This is a genomic window from Synechococcus sp. MU1651, from assembly GCF_023630635.1.
Taxonomy (GTDB): domain Bacteria; phylum Cyanobacteriota; class Cyanobacteriia; order PCC-6307; family Cyanobiaceae; genus Parasynechococcus.
The window spans coordinates 20,769-37,437 of record NZ_JAKUHJ010000023.1 but is presented as its reverse complement, the minus strand read 5'-3'; the positions used below and the strand labels follow the sequence as shown (position 1 = coordinate 37,437).

At 51.7% G+C, this 16,669-nt stretch carries 22 protein-coding genes and 1 tRNA gene; 4 read left to right on the top strand and 19 right to left on the bottom strand.

The features are described from left to right. Positions 1 to 3: 3 nt before the first annotated feature. The 6 genes from NCN05_RS11580 to NCN05_RS11555 form a co-directional block, all read right to left on the bottom strand. Entirely contained in the window at positions 4 to 987 is a 984-nt protein-coding gene (locus tag NCN05_RS11580; protein ID WP_250398183.1) for a helix-turn-helix transcriptional regulator, read from the bottom strand. Between the two features lie 245 nt (positions 988 to 1,232). Next, entirely contained in the window at positions 1,233 to 2,150 is a 918-nt protein-coding gene (locus NCN05_RS11575) for a HEAT repeat domain-containing protein (RefSeq protein WP_250398182.1), read from the bottom strand. Between the two features lie 156 nt (positions 2,151 to 2,306). Next, positions 2,307 to 3,176 carry a phycobilisome rod-core linker polypeptide gene (locus NCN05_RS11570; protein WP_250398181.1) on the bottom strand — a complete coding sequence of 290 codons (870 nt, stop codon included), beginning with the start codon at positions 3,174 to 3,176 and terminating at the stop codon, positions 2,307 to 2,309. Between the two features lie 328 nt (positions 3,177 to 3,504). Then, positions 3,505 to 4,002 carry a C-phycoerythrin subunit alpha gene (cpeA, locus tag NCN05_RS11565; protein WP_006850994.1) on the bottom strand — a complete coding sequence of 166 codons (498 nt, stop codon included), beginning with the start codon at positions 4,000 to 4,002 and terminating at the stop codon, positions 3,505 to 3,507. A 46-nt stretch (positions 4,003 to 4,048) separates the two neighbouring features. Next, positions 4,049 to 4,585, bottom strand: a complete 537-nt coding sequence (cpeB, locus tag NCN05_RS11560; protein WP_006850273.1) for a phycoerythrin subunit beta — start codon at positions 4,583 to 4,585, stop codon at positions 4,049 to 4,051. Between the two features lie 180 nt (positions 4,586 to 4,765). After that, positions 4,766 to 5,962, bottom strand: coding sequence for a HEAT repeat domain-containing protein (locus tag NCN05_RS11555; RefSeq protein ID WP_250398180.1), 1,197 nt, complete (start codon positions 5,960 to 5,962; stop codon positions 4,766 to 4,768). Between the two features lie 249 nt (positions 5,963 to 6,211). On the opposite strand from NCN05_RS11555, the gene NCN05_RS11550 reads away from it, so the two are divergent. The 3 genes from NCN05_RS11550 to NCN05_RS11540 all read left to right on the top strand — a co-directional run bounded on the left by NCN05_RS11550 (position 6,212) and on the right by NCN05_RS11540 (position 7,111). Next, entirely contained in the window at positions 6,212 to 6,532 is a 321-nt protein-coding gene (locus NCN05_RS11550; RefSeq protein WP_115080312.1) for a hypothetical protein, read from the top strand. 2 nt (positions 6,533 to 6,534) lie between these two features. After that, entirely contained in the window at positions 6,535 to 6,816 is a 282-nt protein-coding gene (locus tag NCN05_RS11545; RefSeq protein ID WP_250398179.1) for a Nif11-like leader peptide family natural product precursor, read from the top strand. A gap of 61 nt (positions 6,817 to 6,877) precedes the next feature. Then, positions 6,878 to 7,111 carry a Nif11-like leader peptide family natural product precursor gene (locus NCN05_RS11540; protein ID WP_250398178.1) on the top strand — a complete coding sequence of 78 codons (234 nt, stop codon included), beginning with the start codon at positions 6,878 to 6,880 and terminating at the stop codon, positions 7,109 to 7,111. Between the two features lie 8 nt (positions 7,112 to 7,119). Here the strand turns inward: NCN05_RS11540 and NCN05_RS11535 are convergent, their stop codons facing one another. The 11 genes from NCN05_RS11535 to NCN05_RS11485 all read right to left on the bottom strand — a co-directional run bounded on the left by NCN05_RS11535 (position 7,120) and on the right by NCN05_RS11485 (position 15,765). After that, positions 7,120 to 7,425, bottom strand: coding sequence for a CpeR family transcriptional regulator (locus NCN05_RS11535; RefSeq protein WP_250398253.1), 306 nt, complete (start codon positions 7,423 to 7,425; stop codon positions 7,120 to 7,122). 1 nt (position 7,426) lies between these two features. Next, positions 7,427 to 8,041, bottom strand: coding sequence for a chromophore lyase CpcT/CpeT (locus tag NCN05_RS11530; RefSeq protein WP_250398177.1), 615 nt, complete (start codon positions 8,039 to 8,041; stop codon positions 7,427 to 7,429). Between the two features lie 9 nt (positions 8,042 to 8,050). After that, positions 8,051 to 8,593 carry a phycobiliprotein lyase gene (locus NCN05_RS11525; protein WP_250398252.1) on the bottom strand — a complete coding sequence of 181 codons (543 nt, stop codon included), beginning with the start codon at positions 8,591 to 8,593 and terminating at the stop codon, positions 8,051 to 8,053. Positions 8,594 to 8,872: 279 nt separating this feature from the next. Further along, entirely contained in the window at positions 8,873 to 9,616 is a 744-nt protein-coding gene (locus tag NCN05_RS11520; RefSeq protein WP_115080298.1) for a phycobilisome rod-core linker polypeptide, read from the bottom strand. Positions 9,617 to 9,691: 75 nt separating this feature from the next. Further along, positions 9,692 to 11,338 (bottom strand): phycobilisome rod-core linker polypeptide, encoded by a 1,647-nt coding sequence (locus NCN05_RS11515; protein ID WP_250398176.1) that lies wholly within the window; start codon positions 11,336 to 11,338, stop codon positions 9,692 to 9,694. A 55-nt stretch (positions 11,339 to 11,393) separates the two neighbouring features. Beyond that, positions 11,394 to 12,278, bottom strand: coding sequence for a phycobilisome linker polypeptide (locus tag NCN05_RS11510; protein ID WP_115080295.1), 885 nt, complete (start codon positions 12,276 to 12,278; stop codon positions 11,394 to 11,396). 172 nt (positions 12,279 to 12,450) lie between these two features. Next, positions 12,451 to 13,170, bottom strand: a complete 720-nt coding sequence (locus NCN05_RS11505) for a pentapeptide repeat-containing protein (protein WP_250398175.1) — start codon at positions 13,168 to 13,170, stop codon at positions 12,451 to 12,453. Position 13,171: 1 nt separating this feature from the next. After that, positions 13,172 to 13,930 (bottom strand): phycobilisome rod-core linker polypeptide, encoded by a 759-nt coding sequence (locus NCN05_RS11500; protein WP_250398174.1) that lies wholly within the window; start codon positions 13,928 to 13,930, stop codon positions 13,172 to 13,174. 71 nt (positions 13,931 to 14,001) lie between these two features. Then, positions 14,002 to 14,640, bottom strand: coding sequence for a bilin-binding protein (locus NCN05_RS11495; RefSeq protein ID WP_250398173.1), 639 nt, complete (start codon positions 14,638 to 14,640; stop codon positions 14,002 to 14,004). Then, positions 14,574 to 14,999, bottom strand: coding sequence for a hypothetical protein (locus NCN05_RS11490; RefSeq protein ID WP_115132297.1), 426 nt, complete (start codon positions 14,997 to 14,999; stop codon positions 14,574 to 14,576). The genes NCN05_RS11495 and NCN05_RS11490 overlap by 67 nt, the downstream gene beginning before the upstream one ends. Before the next feature lie 109 nt (positions 15,000 to 15,108). Then, the gene (locus NCN05_RS11485; protein ID WP_115080287.1) at positions 15,109 to 15,765 is read right to left on the bottom strand and encodes a TVP38/TMEM64 family protein; all 657 of its coding nucleotides are present in this window, start codon (positions 15,763 to 15,765) and stop codon (positions 15,109 to 15,111) included. Between the two features lie 119 nt (positions 15,766 to 15,884). On the opposite strand from NCN05_RS11485, the gene NCN05_RS11480 reads away from it, so the two are divergent. Next, positions 15,885 to 16,325 (top strand): hypothetical protein, encoded by a 441-nt coding sequence (locus NCN05_RS11480; RefSeq protein WP_250398172.1) that lies wholly within the window; start codon positions 15,885 to 15,887, stop codon positions 16,323 to 16,325. Here NCN05_RS11480 and NCN05_RS11475 read toward each other — a convergent pair whose 3' ends face one another. Further along, a complete protein-coding gene (locus tag NCN05_RS11475) occupies positions 16,326 to 16,565 on the bottom strand; it encodes a hypothetical protein (protein WP_114987387.1) in 240 nt (79 codons plus the stop codon). Between the two features lie 21 nt (positions 16,566 to 16,586). Continuing rightward, positions 16,587 to 16,659 (bottom strand) — tRNA-Phe (locus tag NCN05_RS11470). Positions 16,660 to 16,669: the final 10 nt, after the last annotated feature.

Below are 16,669 nucleotides of genomic sequence, written 5' to 3'. Positions count from 1 at the left end.
ATATCACTCTCCCTGCCATGCACTAAATGAATATAAATTCTTATTGGATCTATCTATTGTTTGGCTGGGTGATTCTCCAAAATATGTGGAGTAGGAGGCTTCAAATTTTTTCCAGTTCTTAAAACCGTAGTAAAGTGCTGTTCTCTTTTTTGTAAACTCTTTGAGACCTGTTGAGGAATGTGGAGTTAAAAAAGCCTTGCGGGTCTGTTCCAGGCGTACTCTTCTTACAAGCTCAATTACATCCATATTAAAGATCTTTCGGCATATAGTATTGAGAGACTCTGTTTTTGAATTCAAGTATTCAGTAATTTCGTCAAGTGTTATTGGTGGCATTCCAGCCCTATCTTCGTGAATTAGTTTAACCATGTCTTCTATTAGATCAGTTGACTCGCATCGATGTGCATCATAGGTTGATTCATTATTTTCGTTGTCTAGGAATATGATTGCTAGATCGTAAAATGAATTTGGTTTTGTTGATGGATGGCCATTAAAATGTCGGTTAAATAATTTTTTGAGCTGAGCACTTGCATGATCATGCGAGTCAATTCCAATGCATTCCTCAAGCCTCCCATAGGCATTAAATGCATTCAATTTGTTGATTCTTTCTTGTAATTTATTCCATTTCAGGCTCATGCAGCACAGCTCTTCGTTTGCTCCAACAATGTCCCAGATATTTCCTCCTGTTTTGTTGATCCGATTGAAGCCAGCAATGCTATTTCTTGTCATTTGGTGGCCGCTAATGATTGTCTGTGCCTCCGTATCATTTTTCGGTAATGTGTCTAGCCAGCAGAATGATACTGATTTCGTGTTGGCTTCTTCCTCGTAGAGCAGAGTTTGGTTCGATTTAAAAATTTCAAGATGCACATCTTGAATTGGTGAGCAAGTGGTCTTCGTTTCGAGAAGGCCGGTGCTTAACTGAGTTACATTGCATCCGAAGCTAGATGTTGAGTGATATTCTTCAAAATGTGCCCTGCAAAACTCTTCCATCTCGAGCGTGTCCGAAAAAATATAATTGCGCGATCGTTTTTTTCGCAAACTTCTTCTGCGTATTTCTATACTTTATTGTTTTTCGTCGATTGTGTGTAAGAAGCTTAACATTTTTCTGAATTATTGATTTTTATTTTTTTGCTATCCACTTCCTATCATGTCGCCTGACCTTCCTTGACTTTGTGTTAAAGCCGAGACATGATTTGCTCGTCTGAGTATTCTTCTGAGCTGTTTTCCTAAAAGCCCTATTCGCTTTCCTGCTTCTCCTCTAAATCTCTACTTAGTATGTTAATGGCAACACTGAATACCGCTTGAACCGACTTATCTTTTTCTGTTGATTTTGCTGCTTCTATGCTTTCTATGGTGTTAAATGCTTCAAGCTTCATTAGTGCCATTGCTGTATTTTTGCGCACCTGTGTGTCTTGATCGACTAGCTTTCTGCTCAGCATATTTTCAACATCTTCGGCATCACATGATTTTCCGATAAGGGTTACTGCTTCTGCTCTGACCTCTGCTGAGCTGTCATCGAGCGCTTGAAATACTCTGTTTTTTGCCCGCAGATCATCACTCTTCTGTATTTGATCTCCCAAGGCTGAAATTGCGGCAACACGAACTTCAGCCACGTCTGAATCCGCAGCCTCGAGCAATGCCTCCGGTGCTTTGGCGCCGATGAAACTTAGCGCAAGGTTGACCAAGCCAACCTGAAATGGTGTGCAGTCTGGATTTTTAAGGATTCCAAGCAGTGAATCCATGGCATCCGGCCCAATGGTTGCCATCGCTCCAGCAGATGAACCGAGAACAACTGGGTCATCATCTTCTAAAAAGGCTTCAAGCAGATAAGGCAATGCGTCCTTGTTGCCAATCAAATTTAGTGTTTTGGCTGATGCTCGTCTTACGATCACATTTTGGTGCTGGCGAAGTGCTTTACACAGAATGGGTAGAGCTTCATCACCTATCGCCCCAAGACTTTTAGCAAAGGTGAGTCGTAAAGCGCCTCTCGCATCCCCAAGTCCGGCGACCATACGATTAAGTGACTCGGCATCAGATCTTGGGATCTCACCTTCGCTTAATTTTGCACTGAGCTCATCAGCGAGTTGCAGAGCTTCTTCTTCCGTGAGTTGGCTTTCGCTGATTGATGAGATATCGGTGAAATCCTGGAGCACAGTGGACGTCCAACTTCGCTGAGTCGCAATCTAAGCGACTCTGATCAGGCACCTACCGGCTTGTGGGGCTTTGCAGTGTCGCTGCAGGACACAAAAATGCCCCCTTCCTGGAAAGGGGGCAGAAGTGATGGCATTTCGGTGCCAAACTCATCTTCATCAATATGGCAATGGCTTAACGCCGAAGGGACGGAAGTGAGCAGCGCCGGTGCTCCTGGGAGGCTGATGTCCGCCGTACTTTTGTTGGGGCAGCGTTGGTGCGCCCTTGAAGATCGGCTTCATCATGCTGATCGCTGCCGCAGCCAGTTGCGTCGTCGTGCGACTCCGACGTCCTTGTGCGTTGTCACTAACGGCAACCTTTGTGCCGGCAAGCTCCCGCATCATGTTGAAGGAGCTGGTCATCATTCCTGCGTAGGAATCGCCTGCTCGCATGTAAGGAACGATGTCTGACCCAAACACCTCGGCATATTCTGCGCAATCTGTGAGGCTGTCGATCAGAGCATCAAATCCCTCCTCTGCTTGAAGTTTGATGCTGTTTTGAACTTCTTCTTGAGTGAGGGGTGCCCGTCCAAGCAGGTGTTTGAAGTTCAGTTCAATCCCACGTTGAGGGGCGACACTATGGAAATAATTTTCCTTGTAGAAAGGAGATTTTGCCAGGCCGTTCACAAAGTCGCGAACTGTAATTTCTCCGTTCATCAAGCGAGCCTCAAGGGATGTGCAACGCTCGTTTTCAGTGGGAGGTAGGTTCCCGTACACCTGCCTGTAGGCGGAAATGATTGTCCGCTCTAGTGCTGCACTGCTGCTTGGGTGATATTCGTCGAAAGTCACCGCAAAGGGACATTCACTATGCAGCCTTGGGCCAATGCCAAGTCCCATTTGGGAACAGGTGTTGCGCTTAAATTCAGCGATGGCTCCAGCAACAGTCCGATGGACGGTGTTTTTGCCAGCTTTGCTGGGTATCGCGTAAGACGCTGGTTTGGTGCGGCTAGCAGCAGCCATTCCAGCCGGGCTTGTTTGTGTACTGAGCATGGGGTTAGTGAGGGGTGGTGGATTGCGGTGACTATTCCCTAATGCTTAAGGCAACAAATTGTTGTTGCTCGTAGGCTTGATAAAGGTTTTTTGTGAAATGTGAGCATTAATTTGGCTCATATATTCCACTGAATGTCACCTTGAGTAAGCAATGCGTCTGCAATTGTGGCTAAATCGTTTGTTGATTGGCCACATTTTTCTGGGTTATTCCAGAATTAATTACTCTCGATTGTCAAGAAGTTGTGTTTTTTGATTTTGAAAACAAAAAGGGGTGGGCTTTTGGCCCACCCCTTGGTTAGATCAAAAAATCACTCAGTTTGACTGTTGATCAGCCGAGGGAGTTGATCACGTAGTCGAGCAGCTGGTTGTAAGCGGTCAGGGCCTGAGCGCTCATGTCGCGAGGCGCGCAACCGCGGGAACGCAGGTGGGAGAAACCAGCCACGTAGGTGCCAGCGTCGATGCTGAGGGCCTTGTAGACCTCTTTCTGACCGTTGATGGCCAGCTCATCCAGAGGGCCGGTGCCGCCGGTGACCAGGCAGTAGTTGATCAGACGCAGGTAGTGAACGAAGTCACGCTTGCACTTCTCTTTGCCTTCGGTGGCGCACTTACGGGGCTGACGGCCGGTGGCACCGTTGGGGTACTGGGCGTAGACAGCATCAACAGCTTCCTGGGCAACTTGGTCGTAGTTGCTGGCCAGCTTTTCAGCAGCTTCCAAACGAGCAGAGGCGCGTTGGATGGAGCCCTGGACGGACTCCATGTCGGAGGCGGTGGGGAAGCGGGATGCGCTGTCGGCTGCGCCGACGACGGTGGTGATAACGGACTTCATGATTAAGAAGAAGGGTTTTCAGGTGTGCAGAAAATCGATACCTGGCTCAGCTGATGGCGCTGATCACCATGTCGAAGTAGCTAGCAGCTTCACCAGACAGGCTGGCGCAATCGCCAGAGGTCAGAGCCATCTTCTTGGGCTGGCTGTTGGTGTTGGTGATCAGGGCACTAGCAGCGGCCTTCATGATGGCAACAGCACGGGCGGCGGAACCGGTGGGAACGCCCAGAGCGGCATAGGTCTCGCGGAGACCGTTCAGGCAGCGGTCCTGCAGCACGGAAGCGTCGCCGGCGAGCAGTGCGTAGGAGACGTAACGCAGAACGATCTCGCCATCACGCAGGCAAGCAGCCATCTTGCGGTTGGTGTACACACCACCGTTGGGGGCGGTCAGGCCGGTGTTCTCGCAGCAGATGCCGGCGACGGCGTCAGACACGATGCAGCTGGCGTTAGAGGTGATGGCGTTCACAGCGTCCAGGCGCTTGTTGCCATCAGCAATGAAGGACTTCAGGGAAGCCAGTTCGCCGCCACCAATGAAGGAGCCGCTGGAATCGGCCGAGACAGCAGCCCGGGAGAATGCGTCGAGCATGGGGTTGTGGAATACGTTGTTTGGGGAGATGCATTCCGCATCACGAATGACACTACCCCTGCTTCCCAGGTCGTCTTCCCGAAGGAGGACGTCAGGACACACAAGTTGACAAAGGCGAAATCAGTAAGGCCGTGTCGTCAACCAATGTCCGACAGTTCACCTTATTTATTGCTCGTCTTTTTATGACAACTGTTTAAGGACGCGTTGGCAGGTCCATTTCAGTGGTAGCCAGAAGGCATTGGCCGAAAGCTCCTCCAGAAGAGGCTTTTGGTCCACAAGGCCTAAGCGGAGGCACCCCCATGCAGCTGCAATGCGGGACTTGGTGTACTGAGGGATTGTTTCGGCTAAGGCAAGCCTGATTAGATCGCTTCGTTCTTCCAAACCCTGAAGACTGACGACGGCGGTTAGGTAATAGTGCGTAACGTAATCACTCCATAATTTTTCTTTAATTTCGTCAATTAAAATCATTCTCTCTGCTTTAGGCATGGCCATCAAGCTTGAGGCACCACCGTATTGGCGTGCTTCGTCGCGATGTTGAAGGTTATTTTCGATCTCTGTAGGCTCAATATCGCAAATCCACTCTTTCCTAAGTTTTAGTTGTTGAGGGTTATCTTGTAAGAGTTGTGTTATTAGCTCAGCATATTCTTCCGGTATCTGGCATTTCTTATCAGGATCGACCAACTGAAATGCACTTCTAGCCCGCAACGACATCGACACGGGAGCTGTGACAAGAGCTTCCAGCCTTGAAACGTCACCTGCATCGCCCAAATCAATCACGGCAGAGCGCCTTCGTCCTGCGATTGGATCAACAAGTTGCGGGATGAGCACATCAAGGCCCTCTGGCTGTTGAGCAACTTTCGACATGTATGCCCTTGCCGCACCAGCCACCAAGGGATTGGAATCATCCTGGAGGGGGCTGATGCTGTTGATGACAGAGGGTACTCCTAAACGACAAAATGCCTGTATGACAGCTCGCTTTTGAATATCCTCGCCCTCAAGCGCTCCCAATAATTTTTCATGATCTACTTCTGTTAACGGTGCTCCAATTTTTGTTATCGCTTCTACAGAATTAATCACCGCAGCTTCATCGTTGCATTTTAAGGCTAGAAACAGAGATGGTAGGGCCTTTGGACTTTTTCGTCTGCCAAGGGCGTCAATCGCCTTGCGTCGCGTGATTCGATTAAAAAGATGCTCTGGATCCAGCTCTGCAGCCTGAATCAGCACATCAAGTGATTCTTCGCTGTTACTCGCTCCAAGCCTTGTGGCTGCCATGTATTTATCAACGGGCCTCTCAAGTGAGTCTGGATCAGCCAAAATCACTGCCATGGCCTGCTCTTCTGTCAAGCCTTCAACCAAGTTGTCGAATCGCTCGGCCATGTTTAAAGCGTCATCAATGAAATTTCTGGATTTTCTGTCAGCGGGTGTTTAGCTGCAGTTTTAGAGCAGCTGACCTGATTCTGTTGAATCTGCAGTGACGTTGAAATTCCATCATCTCTTTGACCATAGCATCCACGTCTGTATATCAGTGATGATTTATGACTGGTTGATTGTCTTTTTTAATTTGCGCTGTCTTTTTATGAATACGTTCTCGGCGTCTGTTATCGTAAGAGCAAGGGTTTTTGTATCATGCCAGTCTCTCCCGAGCTCGAACAAGCTCTTCCTAGGTTTGTTGAAGCTGTCCAAAAGTCAGCAGATGTCCAAGATCAATTGAACCTTGTTGTTGATTTGGAGCAATTAAAGGCAATTGTTAATGATGTTGAGCCCTCATTGACTGGTTCCGCATTGATCCCATATGAACAGGCGACGAGCCCCCCAAAAATTACCATTGATTCAGGTATTCTAGAAAAAAATATTCCATGGCGTTTGTTGCGTTGCCCGGGTGGTCCTTTGGTGCTGCAGATGATTTGCGAGAAGGTGAATTTTGCGCTTTGGATAGAAAGCTGCTGAAGATGTCTGCTTCTGTTATCGATGATTTTGTGCAGATGGTTATCTATGATCATTCTGTTGCAACTGGATTAAAGTCTTGCAGCACAGATCAAGATATTGTGGATTTTGCGGCTTCCTGTGATTATGTTTTTTCAATCACAGCTTGGCTTCAGTATGTTGAATCAGATTCAGTTGGTTTATCTGAATCTGAAGCCTTGGCGATCAAGGCCATCGCAAACGATCACTGGTCATGGGCATTCCGTAAGGTCGCGCCTTGGCGAGCCATGTTGATGGATGGTGCCTAGTTTTACGGTCTACTGAAGGAAGTTTCGTTTAGACTTGTTCTATCGATTTCGATGGCCTTTGATGACCGGCTCTGCACTTAGCGCAAATCAAGATCAAGTCTTAGAGGATTTTATTGCTTTAGTCCGACAAAAGCCAGATCTAAAAGCTCAAATTAAAGCTGCCCTTAATCAGGATCAAGTCATTGACATCGCTGCTGCTAATGGTTTTGATATCGATTCCTCCGCTATTTTGAGAAAATGGAGCAAACATACTGATTTCAGCCAAGACACCTGGATGGGTTGGTTTGAAGAATAAATTTTGATTCAAGAATTGATTTCTGAATATCTTGTTGTTTTACTACCTTTTTTCGCCCAATAAGTGACAAGATCTTCTCCTCCAGGCCTGGGTACGCTTGCTGTGGCTTGCAGTATTTTGAACGATCTTCTGGGGCCCATTGGCCAATTTCCAATTGCTTTGACTGTTCTTATTCTTCCCCCAATTGCTTGAATAGAAGCTTCAAACTTATCGAGTTGAGTTTGATCAACTGTTTCGAAGATAAAGTCCGTGCCAACACATATTAGATGTTGTGAGCGTATCCAAGACTTCATTTGTTTTTTGGTATCTTCCATTCTAGGTTTTAGAATCCAGCCACTCTTCATTGATTTCCTCTGAGAAGCTTTTGATTCTTTTGAATCTGAGAAGGCCGTGTTCAGAGCCCCAAATCTGTTCGTCTGTGTTTGGATCAAAGCCCCGATCGCGACTAATCCAATTTTCTTGGTCTACTTCAACTTCGCTCACAAGATAAGTGAGTTTTCCGTCTCGTGGAACCAAGCAATTTTTACCTGGCTCAACTTTTCCGACGTAATGCCCTTTTTCTTTGCGATGAAAGTGCATTGCACACCCACAACGTTCTGTTAGGTTTGTGGAGTCGATTGCATTCATGATTTGGGGATCTCGACCAGCTCCCGCTAATCTTCTGGGGTTTGTGAACCCATAGTTCTCAACCACAAAAGTATCTTCATGCGTAGTTAATCGGTGAATACCCTGTCGATAGGGATCCCATGGTGCATAGTCATAACATTGTTCAGAATAAAAACCAGGACCTTTGAAAATATGCCAGGGTAATGGTCGAAAGAAAATATTGATACGAGCAAAATCTTTCGGCTCTTTTTGTGACTGTTCGATGTTGTCGTACACGCCTGCAAGAGTTTTGGCAAACTCGGCAAGGGCAAAATTCTTGTTCATCTTTAGTGATTATGCATTAATTCGTCTGACTTCTGAGGCAAACGATGTTTGGAGCACGCCTGATCCGGCTGAAGTTCTTAAAACAGATGATCTACAGCGTACATTTTCTGAGACAAACCAAATTTTTTCTTCGGCAATTGACTGCTCGTAGTTTGTTGTGAGCGTGAATGTACCGTCGTTAGAAAAGTTGTATTCCGATATTGCCGCCTCAGCTTCTGCATACCCAACACTTCTGATCAGCGTTCCTGAAGAAATATCTTTGACCAAAGGAATAATAATGCAAGATCCAGATGACACTTCTGATGGGTCTTCAGGTTCCCAGTCACTTTCTGCGCACCATTCCATTTTGAATGGAGATGAAATAGTTTCTAAATTATGTTTATTGGCTAGGGATGATTCAAGTAAATGTTTGACGGCAGAATCATCTTTGCTGATCGCTTCGATCGTAACTTCGCTCAGAACCTCTTCAAACTGCTGGAAGGCCAAGGAATGACCCGAACGCATTGAGCGCCATTTGCCTGAACTTTGAGCAACAAATTGCTCAATCGTCATGCAGGCTTGTGTTGTTTTCTGAGCTGAGCTCATCCAGCGAAGGAGAGTTGATGTGCATCATGTTAACCATGGAGTCGACCATCATGGACATGGCCATGGGTGTTGATGCAACTGACTGGAGGAATGTGCTGTTCCTGTTTGGGTTTTCGCTGGATGGCGGTCGAAGGATAGGCATCGTTAAAAGGTTTGTTTGACGCGATTTTCAAGCCGAATCGCTGAAACGATCAAATTTGAATTCCTTCCATCATCACTGATGAGCTACAGGAAATTCCGAGATCTTCAAAAGGAGTTAGCCTTCGCAATAGAAAGGATCTGGCCTCCCTGCGAGAGGATTGATTTTATCGTGGCTGACATCGATGTTTGGGTCACCACCGATTTCTGCACAGCGCGGCGGTTGGCACCCACTTGGCGGCGTGATGTCCAGTTGATGGTCAACGAATTGGCGTTGCCAACACCTCTACGGTCTTGGGCCTCTGGTGAACTATCAGTGCAGAGACTATTCAAGAGTTTTGAATCAGTTTCCGCATTGTCGTATCCGGCAAAACCGGCATCCAAAGCCTTCGCACGTGTGAAGTACAGAGTGCTCCCGCCCACCACGGTCTGGGTGGCACGATTGTATGGAACTTGGTCGATGCCGAAGGCAGATAGGTATTCATCGCTGTAGGTGTAACTGGCGATTTCTGTTTCATACCCTTCTTCCTGCAAAAGCCGAACATGGCTCATCAATTCAGCTTGGTCACGGGGAGGACGGCCTAAAAGATGTTTGAAGTTCAGTTCAACAAACCTGTAGGGGCTATTGCTTTCTAGAAAAAGCTTTTTATATGTTTCCGATTGTGCGAGAGCCGTTACCAATCCTTGAACTGTTAGATCCCCATTGATGAACAACGCCTCAATGGAGGGGTTCACATCGAGTTCCATCAGGTGTCGATTACCAAAAACCTGGCGGTAGGCTTGTCGAATCACATCTGCCGCATGTGCTGTGTCGACATTGGCAGCTGAGGAAAGTGTTGTTGGCTCAGTCATGGGAATCTGATTAAAAGGTGATGTGAGAGAGCTGTTCTTTACGAAGCAGCTCTCAGTTGCAGCAATCGAATGCTTTTACATCACCTCAGTGATGGAAACGATCTTGCCTCCGCGTGCATGGATGTATTTCATCTGGCTGCTCATGTCCTTACCGGACACGACGTAGCTGTTTCCTGCTGTGCGTTGACGTGAACGCGCTGCCTGAGAGGCAACAACAATGCGGAAACGCTTCTTGGTGGGATCAGGGGCACCAGACTGTGTACCGGTGCGGTTCGCCCGGCTTGTGGTTTTGCTCCAGCCACTGGGCGCCAGCCCTGTCGCAACCGAACTCACCAAAGCGGAGCTGCCGAGGACCGTATCGCTTGCGGCATATCCTTCTGCCAGGCTCAGTTGACGGTTGAAGTCAACTTGAGAGCGGCCGCTTTCGGTGAGGATTCGAGCGAACGGAACTGTGTCTTCACCAAAGGTGTTCTGGTATTCAGCGCTATCGACATAGCTGGAGATTTCAGCGTCATAGCCACCTTCGGCAAGGATCTTGGTGTGCTCGCTGATTTCGGCCTGGGACTGCGGAGCTCTTCCCAGGAAATGCTTGAAGTTCAGCTCGATGAAGCGATACGGGGCACTGGTTTCGAAGAAACGGCGCTTGTATTCGGCTGACAGGCCAACAGCACGAACGAATTCACGTGTGCTCAGGTAGCCATCGATGAATTTGCTCTCCGCGGACACAACTCGTTCGAACTCCATCAGATGGGGATTGCCCATCACCTGTTTGTAGGTGGAACGAATCAGTGCAGCGAGTTGATCGGGGCCGTCACCTGGGCAACGTTGGTATGTCTCTTGCTCCCGCTGGCCAAGACCGAAGGTGACATACACGTCGCCGCGCATGGGCCCTGAATCTTTGCCTGAGGTGATTCCAGGTGCTTTGCTGCTGAACTGCGTGGCCGTGAAACTTCCAGAGGAGGGACGCAGACCAATGGGCTGACTTGGCAGGCTGATCCTTGGAGCCACTCCATTGGCGAGGCTGCGGGTCAGTGCAGGACTTCCGCCGCGGGCGCTATCACTACCGGCAAAACTCTTTTGAAGAGCGGCCAGCATTGGGAAGGCTGCTGTCGACAGGTCTGCGGGCGAACTCCATGAACGCGCATAGGGCACGACGTCGCTACCGAAGACTTCGAGGTACTCCGCGGAGTCAACGATGCTGTCGACCAAGCCGTCGTGACCGTGTTCTGCCTGCAGGGCGATTTTCGCTGAGATCTCGGCCTGTGTTTCAGGTGCTCGGCCCAACAGGTGCTTGAACGTCAGCTCGACACCCCGCTGTGGAGCAACGCTTCTGAAGAAACGGTCCTTGTAGAAACTGGACTTGGCCAGACCACGTACGAATTCACGCACTGTCAAACGACCGTCCCGAAGCTGAGCTTCCAATTCCGAGCAACGCTCGAAATCCATCACGTGGGCGTTGCCAAATACCTGTCGATATGACGCACTGATCACCGTTTCCAGTGACGCCACATCTTCTGGGCTGTAGCACTCGCTCGTGACGCGATGGGGGCAGTCAGCGTGACTCCGGGGACCAACCCCAATCGCCATCTGATCACACGACTGCTTCAGGAACTCACCAATGGTGAGGGCAGCGGTTTGGGCTACTCCCTTGCGCTGGAAGCGAACGGGATCACTCCACTTGGTGGTTGTGCCGAAGCCAAGAGAAGATTGGGTGCTGGCCATTGTTTTGTGAGGGGAGAGGGGGTCGTGTGCGTCGAGCTGAGAGCGGATGAAGCGTTTAGGTCACCGGCGTAATGCTGGCGATTTTGCCGCCTTCGTTATGGATGCGTTTGAACTGCTCTGAGAGCTTGTCGAACGGCACGTAGAAGATGCGGTTGCTTCGGGTGTAGCGGGAAATCCGCCTGACATTGTTGGCTTTGTATGCCGTGACCTCGACCCGATACGTGATGCCTTGATCGCCTGCGCCAACCCCGAGACGTGTGGGTGCGTCCTGAAGGTTGGTCGAGGGACGGAAGCTCCAGCCAGCGGTTTCTTTGGATGAAGGGGGAACCACTGCGATGGCTCGGTTCAGATAAGCCGAACCACCCAGCTTGCTCCTGTTGCCTGCAAGATCACCCTTGAGGCTGCTGCTGCTGTTGCCTCGCAGCAACTGGAAGCTCCAGGTGAATTCCTGCAAAGTGGCACAGCTTTCGGTCTTCCAGCCCCGCTGATAGGGGACCGTCCATTCACCGAAGGTGTTTTGGTATTCCGCGCTGTTCAGGAAGCTGTCGATATCAGCCTCATACCCTTGGCTGTCCAGGCGATCGGCATGCTCACGCATTTCTGCGTAGTCAGCAGGTGCGCGACCGAGAAGATGGCGGAAGGCCAGCTCGATGTAGCGGTATCGCGCGCAGTTATCAAAGAAGCGGCTGCGGTATAGGTCGCTTTTGGCAATGCGGCCCACCAGCTCACGGACGCTGATTTCACCGAGCTTGAACTGCGATTCTTCGACGATCTGCCGCTCGCTGTCCATCACGTAAGCATTGCCAAGCACTTGCTTGTACACAGCACGGATGATCTGTTCTTTCCTGGCGTCCTCATCGCCTGGGATCAGCTCGAGAGGGGCTTCACTCTCCTCAGAGAAGCGTTCGACCCCTAGAAGCGAGGCTGGACCGAAAGGCATGAATTCACACGCAGTGGTTCGACTAATAGTCCTTCAGAAGCTCACGCCCGAAGAGCATTCTTTATAAACCTCAATCAATTGTGTCCGACTGTTGCGTCACGCACTGGTTCCCCCGCCTTGACGGCGATCTCGGCGGGTTCTGTAGGAAAAGTTTGGATTCAAATGGCTCGTTTTAGGCGTCCTGCCCTTGCCCCTTGATCAGGGACTCAAGGCTCGCCCTTGTTGTGGAGCGGGTCATCGGATTCCAGCAGTCGAGTTCCTGGACGGATCGACTGAGAAGAGCGCCAATTTGATCCTCCAGCCCAGTGCAAAGCGAAAAGTCCGCCCCGCGAATCGACGTAACGGTTTCGAGGGCGGCCCCCTCAAGGTTGGCGCCGCGAAGATCGGCCATGTCCATCTCGCAGGTTCCGAACCGGGTCCCCCGGCACATGGCTCCGCGAAATGTGGCTGATCGCAGGTCAGCGCCGGCTAAAGAAACGCCATCGAGCAAAGCACCACTCAGATCTGAACCACTCAGATAGGCACCCATCAACACGCTTCCCCTGAGGTCCATCCCGCGCAGATCTGTGCTGTTGAGAAAAGCCCCATTCAGCTTCGCCCCGGGCCCAACAGCACCGCTTGTGTTCAGTGCAAAGCCCTCAGGCACCAGGGTGGTTTGGTCGTAACGGGCCAGGCGTAAATCAGCGCCTTCGAGTTGGCACTGGCTGAGGTTTGTGCCGCGCAGATCACACCGACAGAGCTTGGCGTCTCTTAGGTCGAGTTCTCCCAAGTCCTGACCGCTCCAGTCAGCCCCTCGAGCATCGACTGGATTTGTGACTGAGCCTGTTGCTCCGCACGTTTCGGGTGCCGTCCACTCACGCAGATTTAGAGCCCCAGATTTGGGCATCGACATCTCAGTTGCGCAGCATTGCGACAACGATGGTAATGAGCACCCGCACGATTTCGAATCCACCGACGGCAAACAGGCCGAGCCAGAGCTTGAGAGCGAAAGCAGGGGGTTCCTCGTTCACCCAAGTGGCAGCAACCTCCAGTCGCTCTGACGGCGCGCCTTGATGGATGGGCGCCCGATCTTGAAGGGCGTCGCGCCAGTCGGTTCCGTAGCGCGGGAATTGTTGGTAGATCGGGATTTCCCCAAGGGGCCGCCCGGGCAGAACGCGTGAACGTTGCTGAGGAACCAGGTCGTACCCGAAACAGTTCATGTATTCCGGACTGTCGAGCAGGGCGTCGATGAAGGCGGTGAAGCCCTTCTCTCCGATCACGATCGACCAGGCCCGGCGTTCGGCGTCGCCATGGGTCGGGCGCCCGAGCACGCGTCCCACCACCTGATCCACCATCCGGTAGTTCGAGTTGCACTGGTAGTAGCCCTGTTGGAAGCGTTCCGACAGCAGCAGACCTCGGATGAAATCCCGAACCGTGATGTTGCCGCTCCGGAGCTGTGATTCCAGGAACGGTTCGCGATCACTGCGCATCGCATGGAAGAAGACTTGGCGATAGGCCTGTTCAATCAAGCTGTCCATCTCTGTTCTGGCGCTGTCATCGCCCGCTGCAGAGGAGGCATACGTTTGGGGCTTGATGGTGCTGTTGTCGCCGGCCAGGTTGCTAACGCGACCGTTTTGGGTGTTGAGCGGGTACCCAAGAAGCGGGATGGCCATGGGGTGCTCCGTGAGTAGAAATACTTGGGTGTAATCCTCTCTTGAACAAAAAATTTTGGTGGTGGCGCTTATCAGCTCTTAACTGCAGTTTTGTTGAGCTGATCGCTCAGGTGTTGGAAGCAGTCGCTGATCAGCTGCTGTTCGTTCGATCGCGAGAACCCTTCCAGTGCAAGCTTTTTGAGCTGAACGAGGGCGATGTTCATTCCCTCGATGGGCACGTTCATTCGTCTGTACAGCTCTCTCAGAGCGGCCATGCCGCTCGGGTTTGTAAAGCAGCTCTGGTTGCAGGCCACCGCGTAGATGATCACGCGTAGAAAGTTCCAGCAGTCCCGCCAGCAGGCCTCTGCCCTGTCCTGAGGGTGAAGAGCTCCGCCCGGTTGCACCAGATGCGGTTGGGTTGCAAGCAGCTGTGCCCGTGCCTGGTTTACCAGGTGATCCGATCGTTGGATCAGGCTGCTGGGGAGCGACTGATCAATGCCGGAAGCCTGGCAGATCGTGGTCAGCTCCTCACTCGTGAGCTGGCGTTGGGCTTGATCAGCACGCTCAAGAATGCGGCGTGTGGCCTGCGGCAAATCTTGGTTGAGGCTCAGTCCTTGAACCTGGGCGGTCTGCACCAGGGTCTTGAAGTCGGTGTTTTGAAGGTTCAAGGGTTGACGCTGGCCACCGGTGTGGCGATCAGCCAGCCGTGGCGTTCCAGGTAAAAAGCCCACACAAGGTCGTCCCCCAGGCCAGGACAACGGCTGATGGCTGCTTCCGTGAGTTCAGTTGGTACCCCCAACTGCGTCAACAGCCAGCCGACGGCGTCTGGGCTTGATGCCGTCGCTGTGCGGATGGCAGATCCCACCACCCAGGTCAGGCGGGTGTCCTTGAGGTCTCCATTGCTTTCTTCGCAAGCCAGCAGAAGGTTGGCTGCTGTGGTGTGTTGATCAAATGTCTCCTGCCAGAGCGCGATGTTTTCATCACGGAGGTTGATCCGAAAACAACCGTCTCCCACCGGTAGATCCAGCTCACCGCTGCTGCCGGCCTGGTTCTGCAGGGTGGCAATTCTCGGATCTGCCAGTGCGCTCATCGAGAAACGCCGATCAACTCGAATGTAACCAGTGTCTAGTAATTTCCTCGACCCAGTCAGCGGTTCGTGGGAATCGACATGGATCGGCTGTCATCCTCCAGGGCTCCTGTCAGGAGTGGGTGTTGGAGGGCGCCTCTGAGGATTTCCTTTTCAGCACACCGGTGATGGTGGCCAGAGCAAACATGGCCAATAGAGCCAAGCCCAAGGTGAGGCTGGCGCCCTGAGCGGCGCCTGCTCCGACGGCCACGAGGATTGAATCGCTGATCAGCACGCTGATCAGCAGGGCGGGAGCGAATAGACGCCAGTGGGTGCGGCTGATCCCGATGGCATAGCTGAGGAAATCAAACAGCCCGGTCATCAGCAGGCCTGTCATCAGGAAGAAGTTGCCCTCAAGCTGGTTCTTGCTGAAGCCATCGATCCGTTTCATTGCGCTGGCCCCTACCAGACGGCTCACTGGTCCGCGTCCCCAGCGACGGGCAATGAAGAAAGCCGCGCTGCAGAACACCAGGTCCGAAAGGATGATCGTGAGGTAGCCCGCTTTGAAGCCCAGCAGCGAGCCGGCTAGGAGGGAATACACCGAACTGGGCAGCGCCGGCAGGATGATGCTCACCCCCCGCAGCAGGAACAGGCCGAGTGGGGCCCAGATGCCCATGTCATTCACGGCGCTTTGCAGCGGTGCGATGCCATATCGCTGCAGATAAACGACGGCAACAATGAAGACGGCGACCCAGGCACTGACCTTCAGCCCTGTCTTCAGCCTGGACATCTCTTCAACCGCTTGAAAGCCCTGGGGAATGTAGGCCAGTCGTGGCTTTTCCCAGAGCCGTGGACACGAAGCTCAGCATCGATACCATCAGCGAAATTTCTCAACACGAGGCCAGCCCGGTGACCACCACCTCCCCGCGCACCGCGTTCGAGCAACAGCTGTGCACCCATCTGCTCAGTCTCAGTGAGGTGGTGGAAACGCTGGCGGACCGCTTGATGGAGCTGGAGACGCGGTTGGCCGCCGTTGAGGGCCAGCAGCTGGAAGATGCGGAGATCGCTGCGGTCAGTGATGATGCCGGCGACCTGCTCCTGGCCAGTGAAGAAAAGGTGCGGATGCTTCGGGATCGTCTGAGCCCAGGCGAGGTCGTGGAGCTTCACGCTGATTCCCACGCCGAGGAGGCTTCAGCAGAGCACGATCACGATTCTCCAGAAGCTCCTGAAATGGAGATGGGGGGGGAGATGGATGACGACCGAGTCGAGGATGAGGCCTTCAGTGATGAGCCCCTCAGCGATGACACGGAATATGTGGATGATCCCCAGATCGATCTGCTCTCCGCTTGATCAGGCCAGTTCCAGCAACCTGATTCGGAAGGCAGCCACCTGGCGTGCCATGTCTGGGGAACTGATCAGAAAGGGGTGATCAGCCATCGCCTCGAGCACGGCTTCGAGATGCTCCTCCTGGCTGAGTTCAGCCTTGTTGCTGCTTCGCAGTTGCTTCCAGGTGCGGTCAAACACCATGGCGAAACTGTCCGCGTTGTCGAAAACGCGATCTGTGCCTGCATCTGGGGAGATGAATGACACAGCAGTTTTGGCATCAAGTGATGCCAGGACCCAGATTTGAACTGGGGACACGGCGATTTTCAGTCGCCTGCTCTACCAACTGAGCTATCCCGGCGCGCCGCCGA

Excerpts from the sequence above, each read along its gene's own strand:
- NCN05_RS11580 (WP_250398183.1), bottom strand. The coding sequence starts at position 987 with ATGGAAGAGTTTTGCAGGGCACATTTTGAAGAATATCACTCAACATCT.
- NCN05_RS11570 (WP_250398181.1), bottom strand. The coding sequence starts at position 3,176 with ATGCTCAGTACACAAACAAGCCCGGCTGGAATGGCTGCTGCTAGCCGC.
- cpeA (WP_006850994.1), bottom strand. The coding sequence starts at position 4,002 with ATGAAGTCCGTTATCACCACCGTCGTCGGCGCAGCCGACAGCGCATCC.
- cpeB (WP_006850273.1), bottom strand. The coding sequence starts at position 4,585 with ATGCTCGACGCATTCTCCCGGGCTGCTGTCTCGGCCGATTCCAGCGGC.
- NCN05_RS11555 (WP_250398180.1), bottom strand. The coding sequence starts at position 5,962 with ATGGCCGAGCGATTCGACAACTTGGTTGAAGGCTTGACAGAAGAGCAG.
- NCN05_RS11550 (WP_115080312.1), top strand. The coding sequence starts at position 6,212 with ATGCCAGTCTCTCCCGAGCTCGAACAAGCTCTTCCTAGGTTTGTTGAA.
- NCN05_RS11545 (WP_250398179.1), top strand. The coding sequence starts at position 6,535 with ATGTCTGCTTCTGTTATCGATGATTTTGTGCAGATGGTTATCTATGAT.
- NCN05_RS11540 (WP_250398178.1), top strand. The coding sequence starts at position 6,878 with ATGACCGGCTCTGCACTTAGCGCAAATCAAGATCAAGTCTTAGAGGAT.
- NCN05_RS11535 (WP_250398253.1), bottom strand. The coding sequence starts at position 7,425 with ATGGAAGATACCAAAAAACAAATGAAGTCTTGGATACGCTCACAACAT.
- NCN05_RS11530 (WP_250398177.1), bottom strand. The coding sequence starts at position 8,041 with ATGAACAAGAATTTTGCCCTTGCCGAGTTTGCCAAAACTCTTGCAGGC.
- NCN05_RS11525 (WP_250398252.1), bottom strand. The coding sequence starts at position 8,593 with ATGACGATTGAGCAATTTGTTGCTCAAAGTTCAGGCAAATGGCGCTCA.
- NCN05_RS11520 (WP_115080298.1), bottom strand. The coding sequence starts at position 9,616 with ATGACTGAGCCAACAACACTTTCCTCAGCTGCCAATGTCGACACAGCA.
- NCN05_RS11515 (WP_250398176.1), bottom strand. The coding sequence starts at position 11,338 with ATGGCCAGCACCCAATCTTCTCTTGGCTTCGGCACAACCACCAAGTGG.
- NCN05_RS11510 (WP_115080295.1), bottom strand. The coding sequence starts at position 12,278 with ATGCCTTTCGGTCCAGCCTCGCTTCTAGGGGTCGAACGCTTCTCTGAG.
- NCN05_RS11505 (WP_250398175.1), bottom strand. The coding sequence starts at position 13,170 with ATGTCGATGCCCAAATCTGGGGCTCTAAATCTGCGTGAGTGGACGGCA.
- NCN05_RS11500 (WP_250398174.1), bottom strand. The coding sequence starts at position 13,930 with ATGGCCATCCCGCTTCTTGGGTACCCGCTCAACACCCAAAACGGTCGC.
- NCN05_RS11490 (WP_115132297.1), bottom strand. The coding sequence starts at position 14,999 with ATGAGCGCACTGGCAGATCCGAGAATTGCCACCCTGCAGAACCAGGCC.
- NCN05_RS11485 (WP_115080287.1), bottom strand. The coding sequence starts at position 15,765 with ATGTCCAGGCTGAAGACAGGGCTGAAGGTCAGTGCCTGGGTCGCCGTC.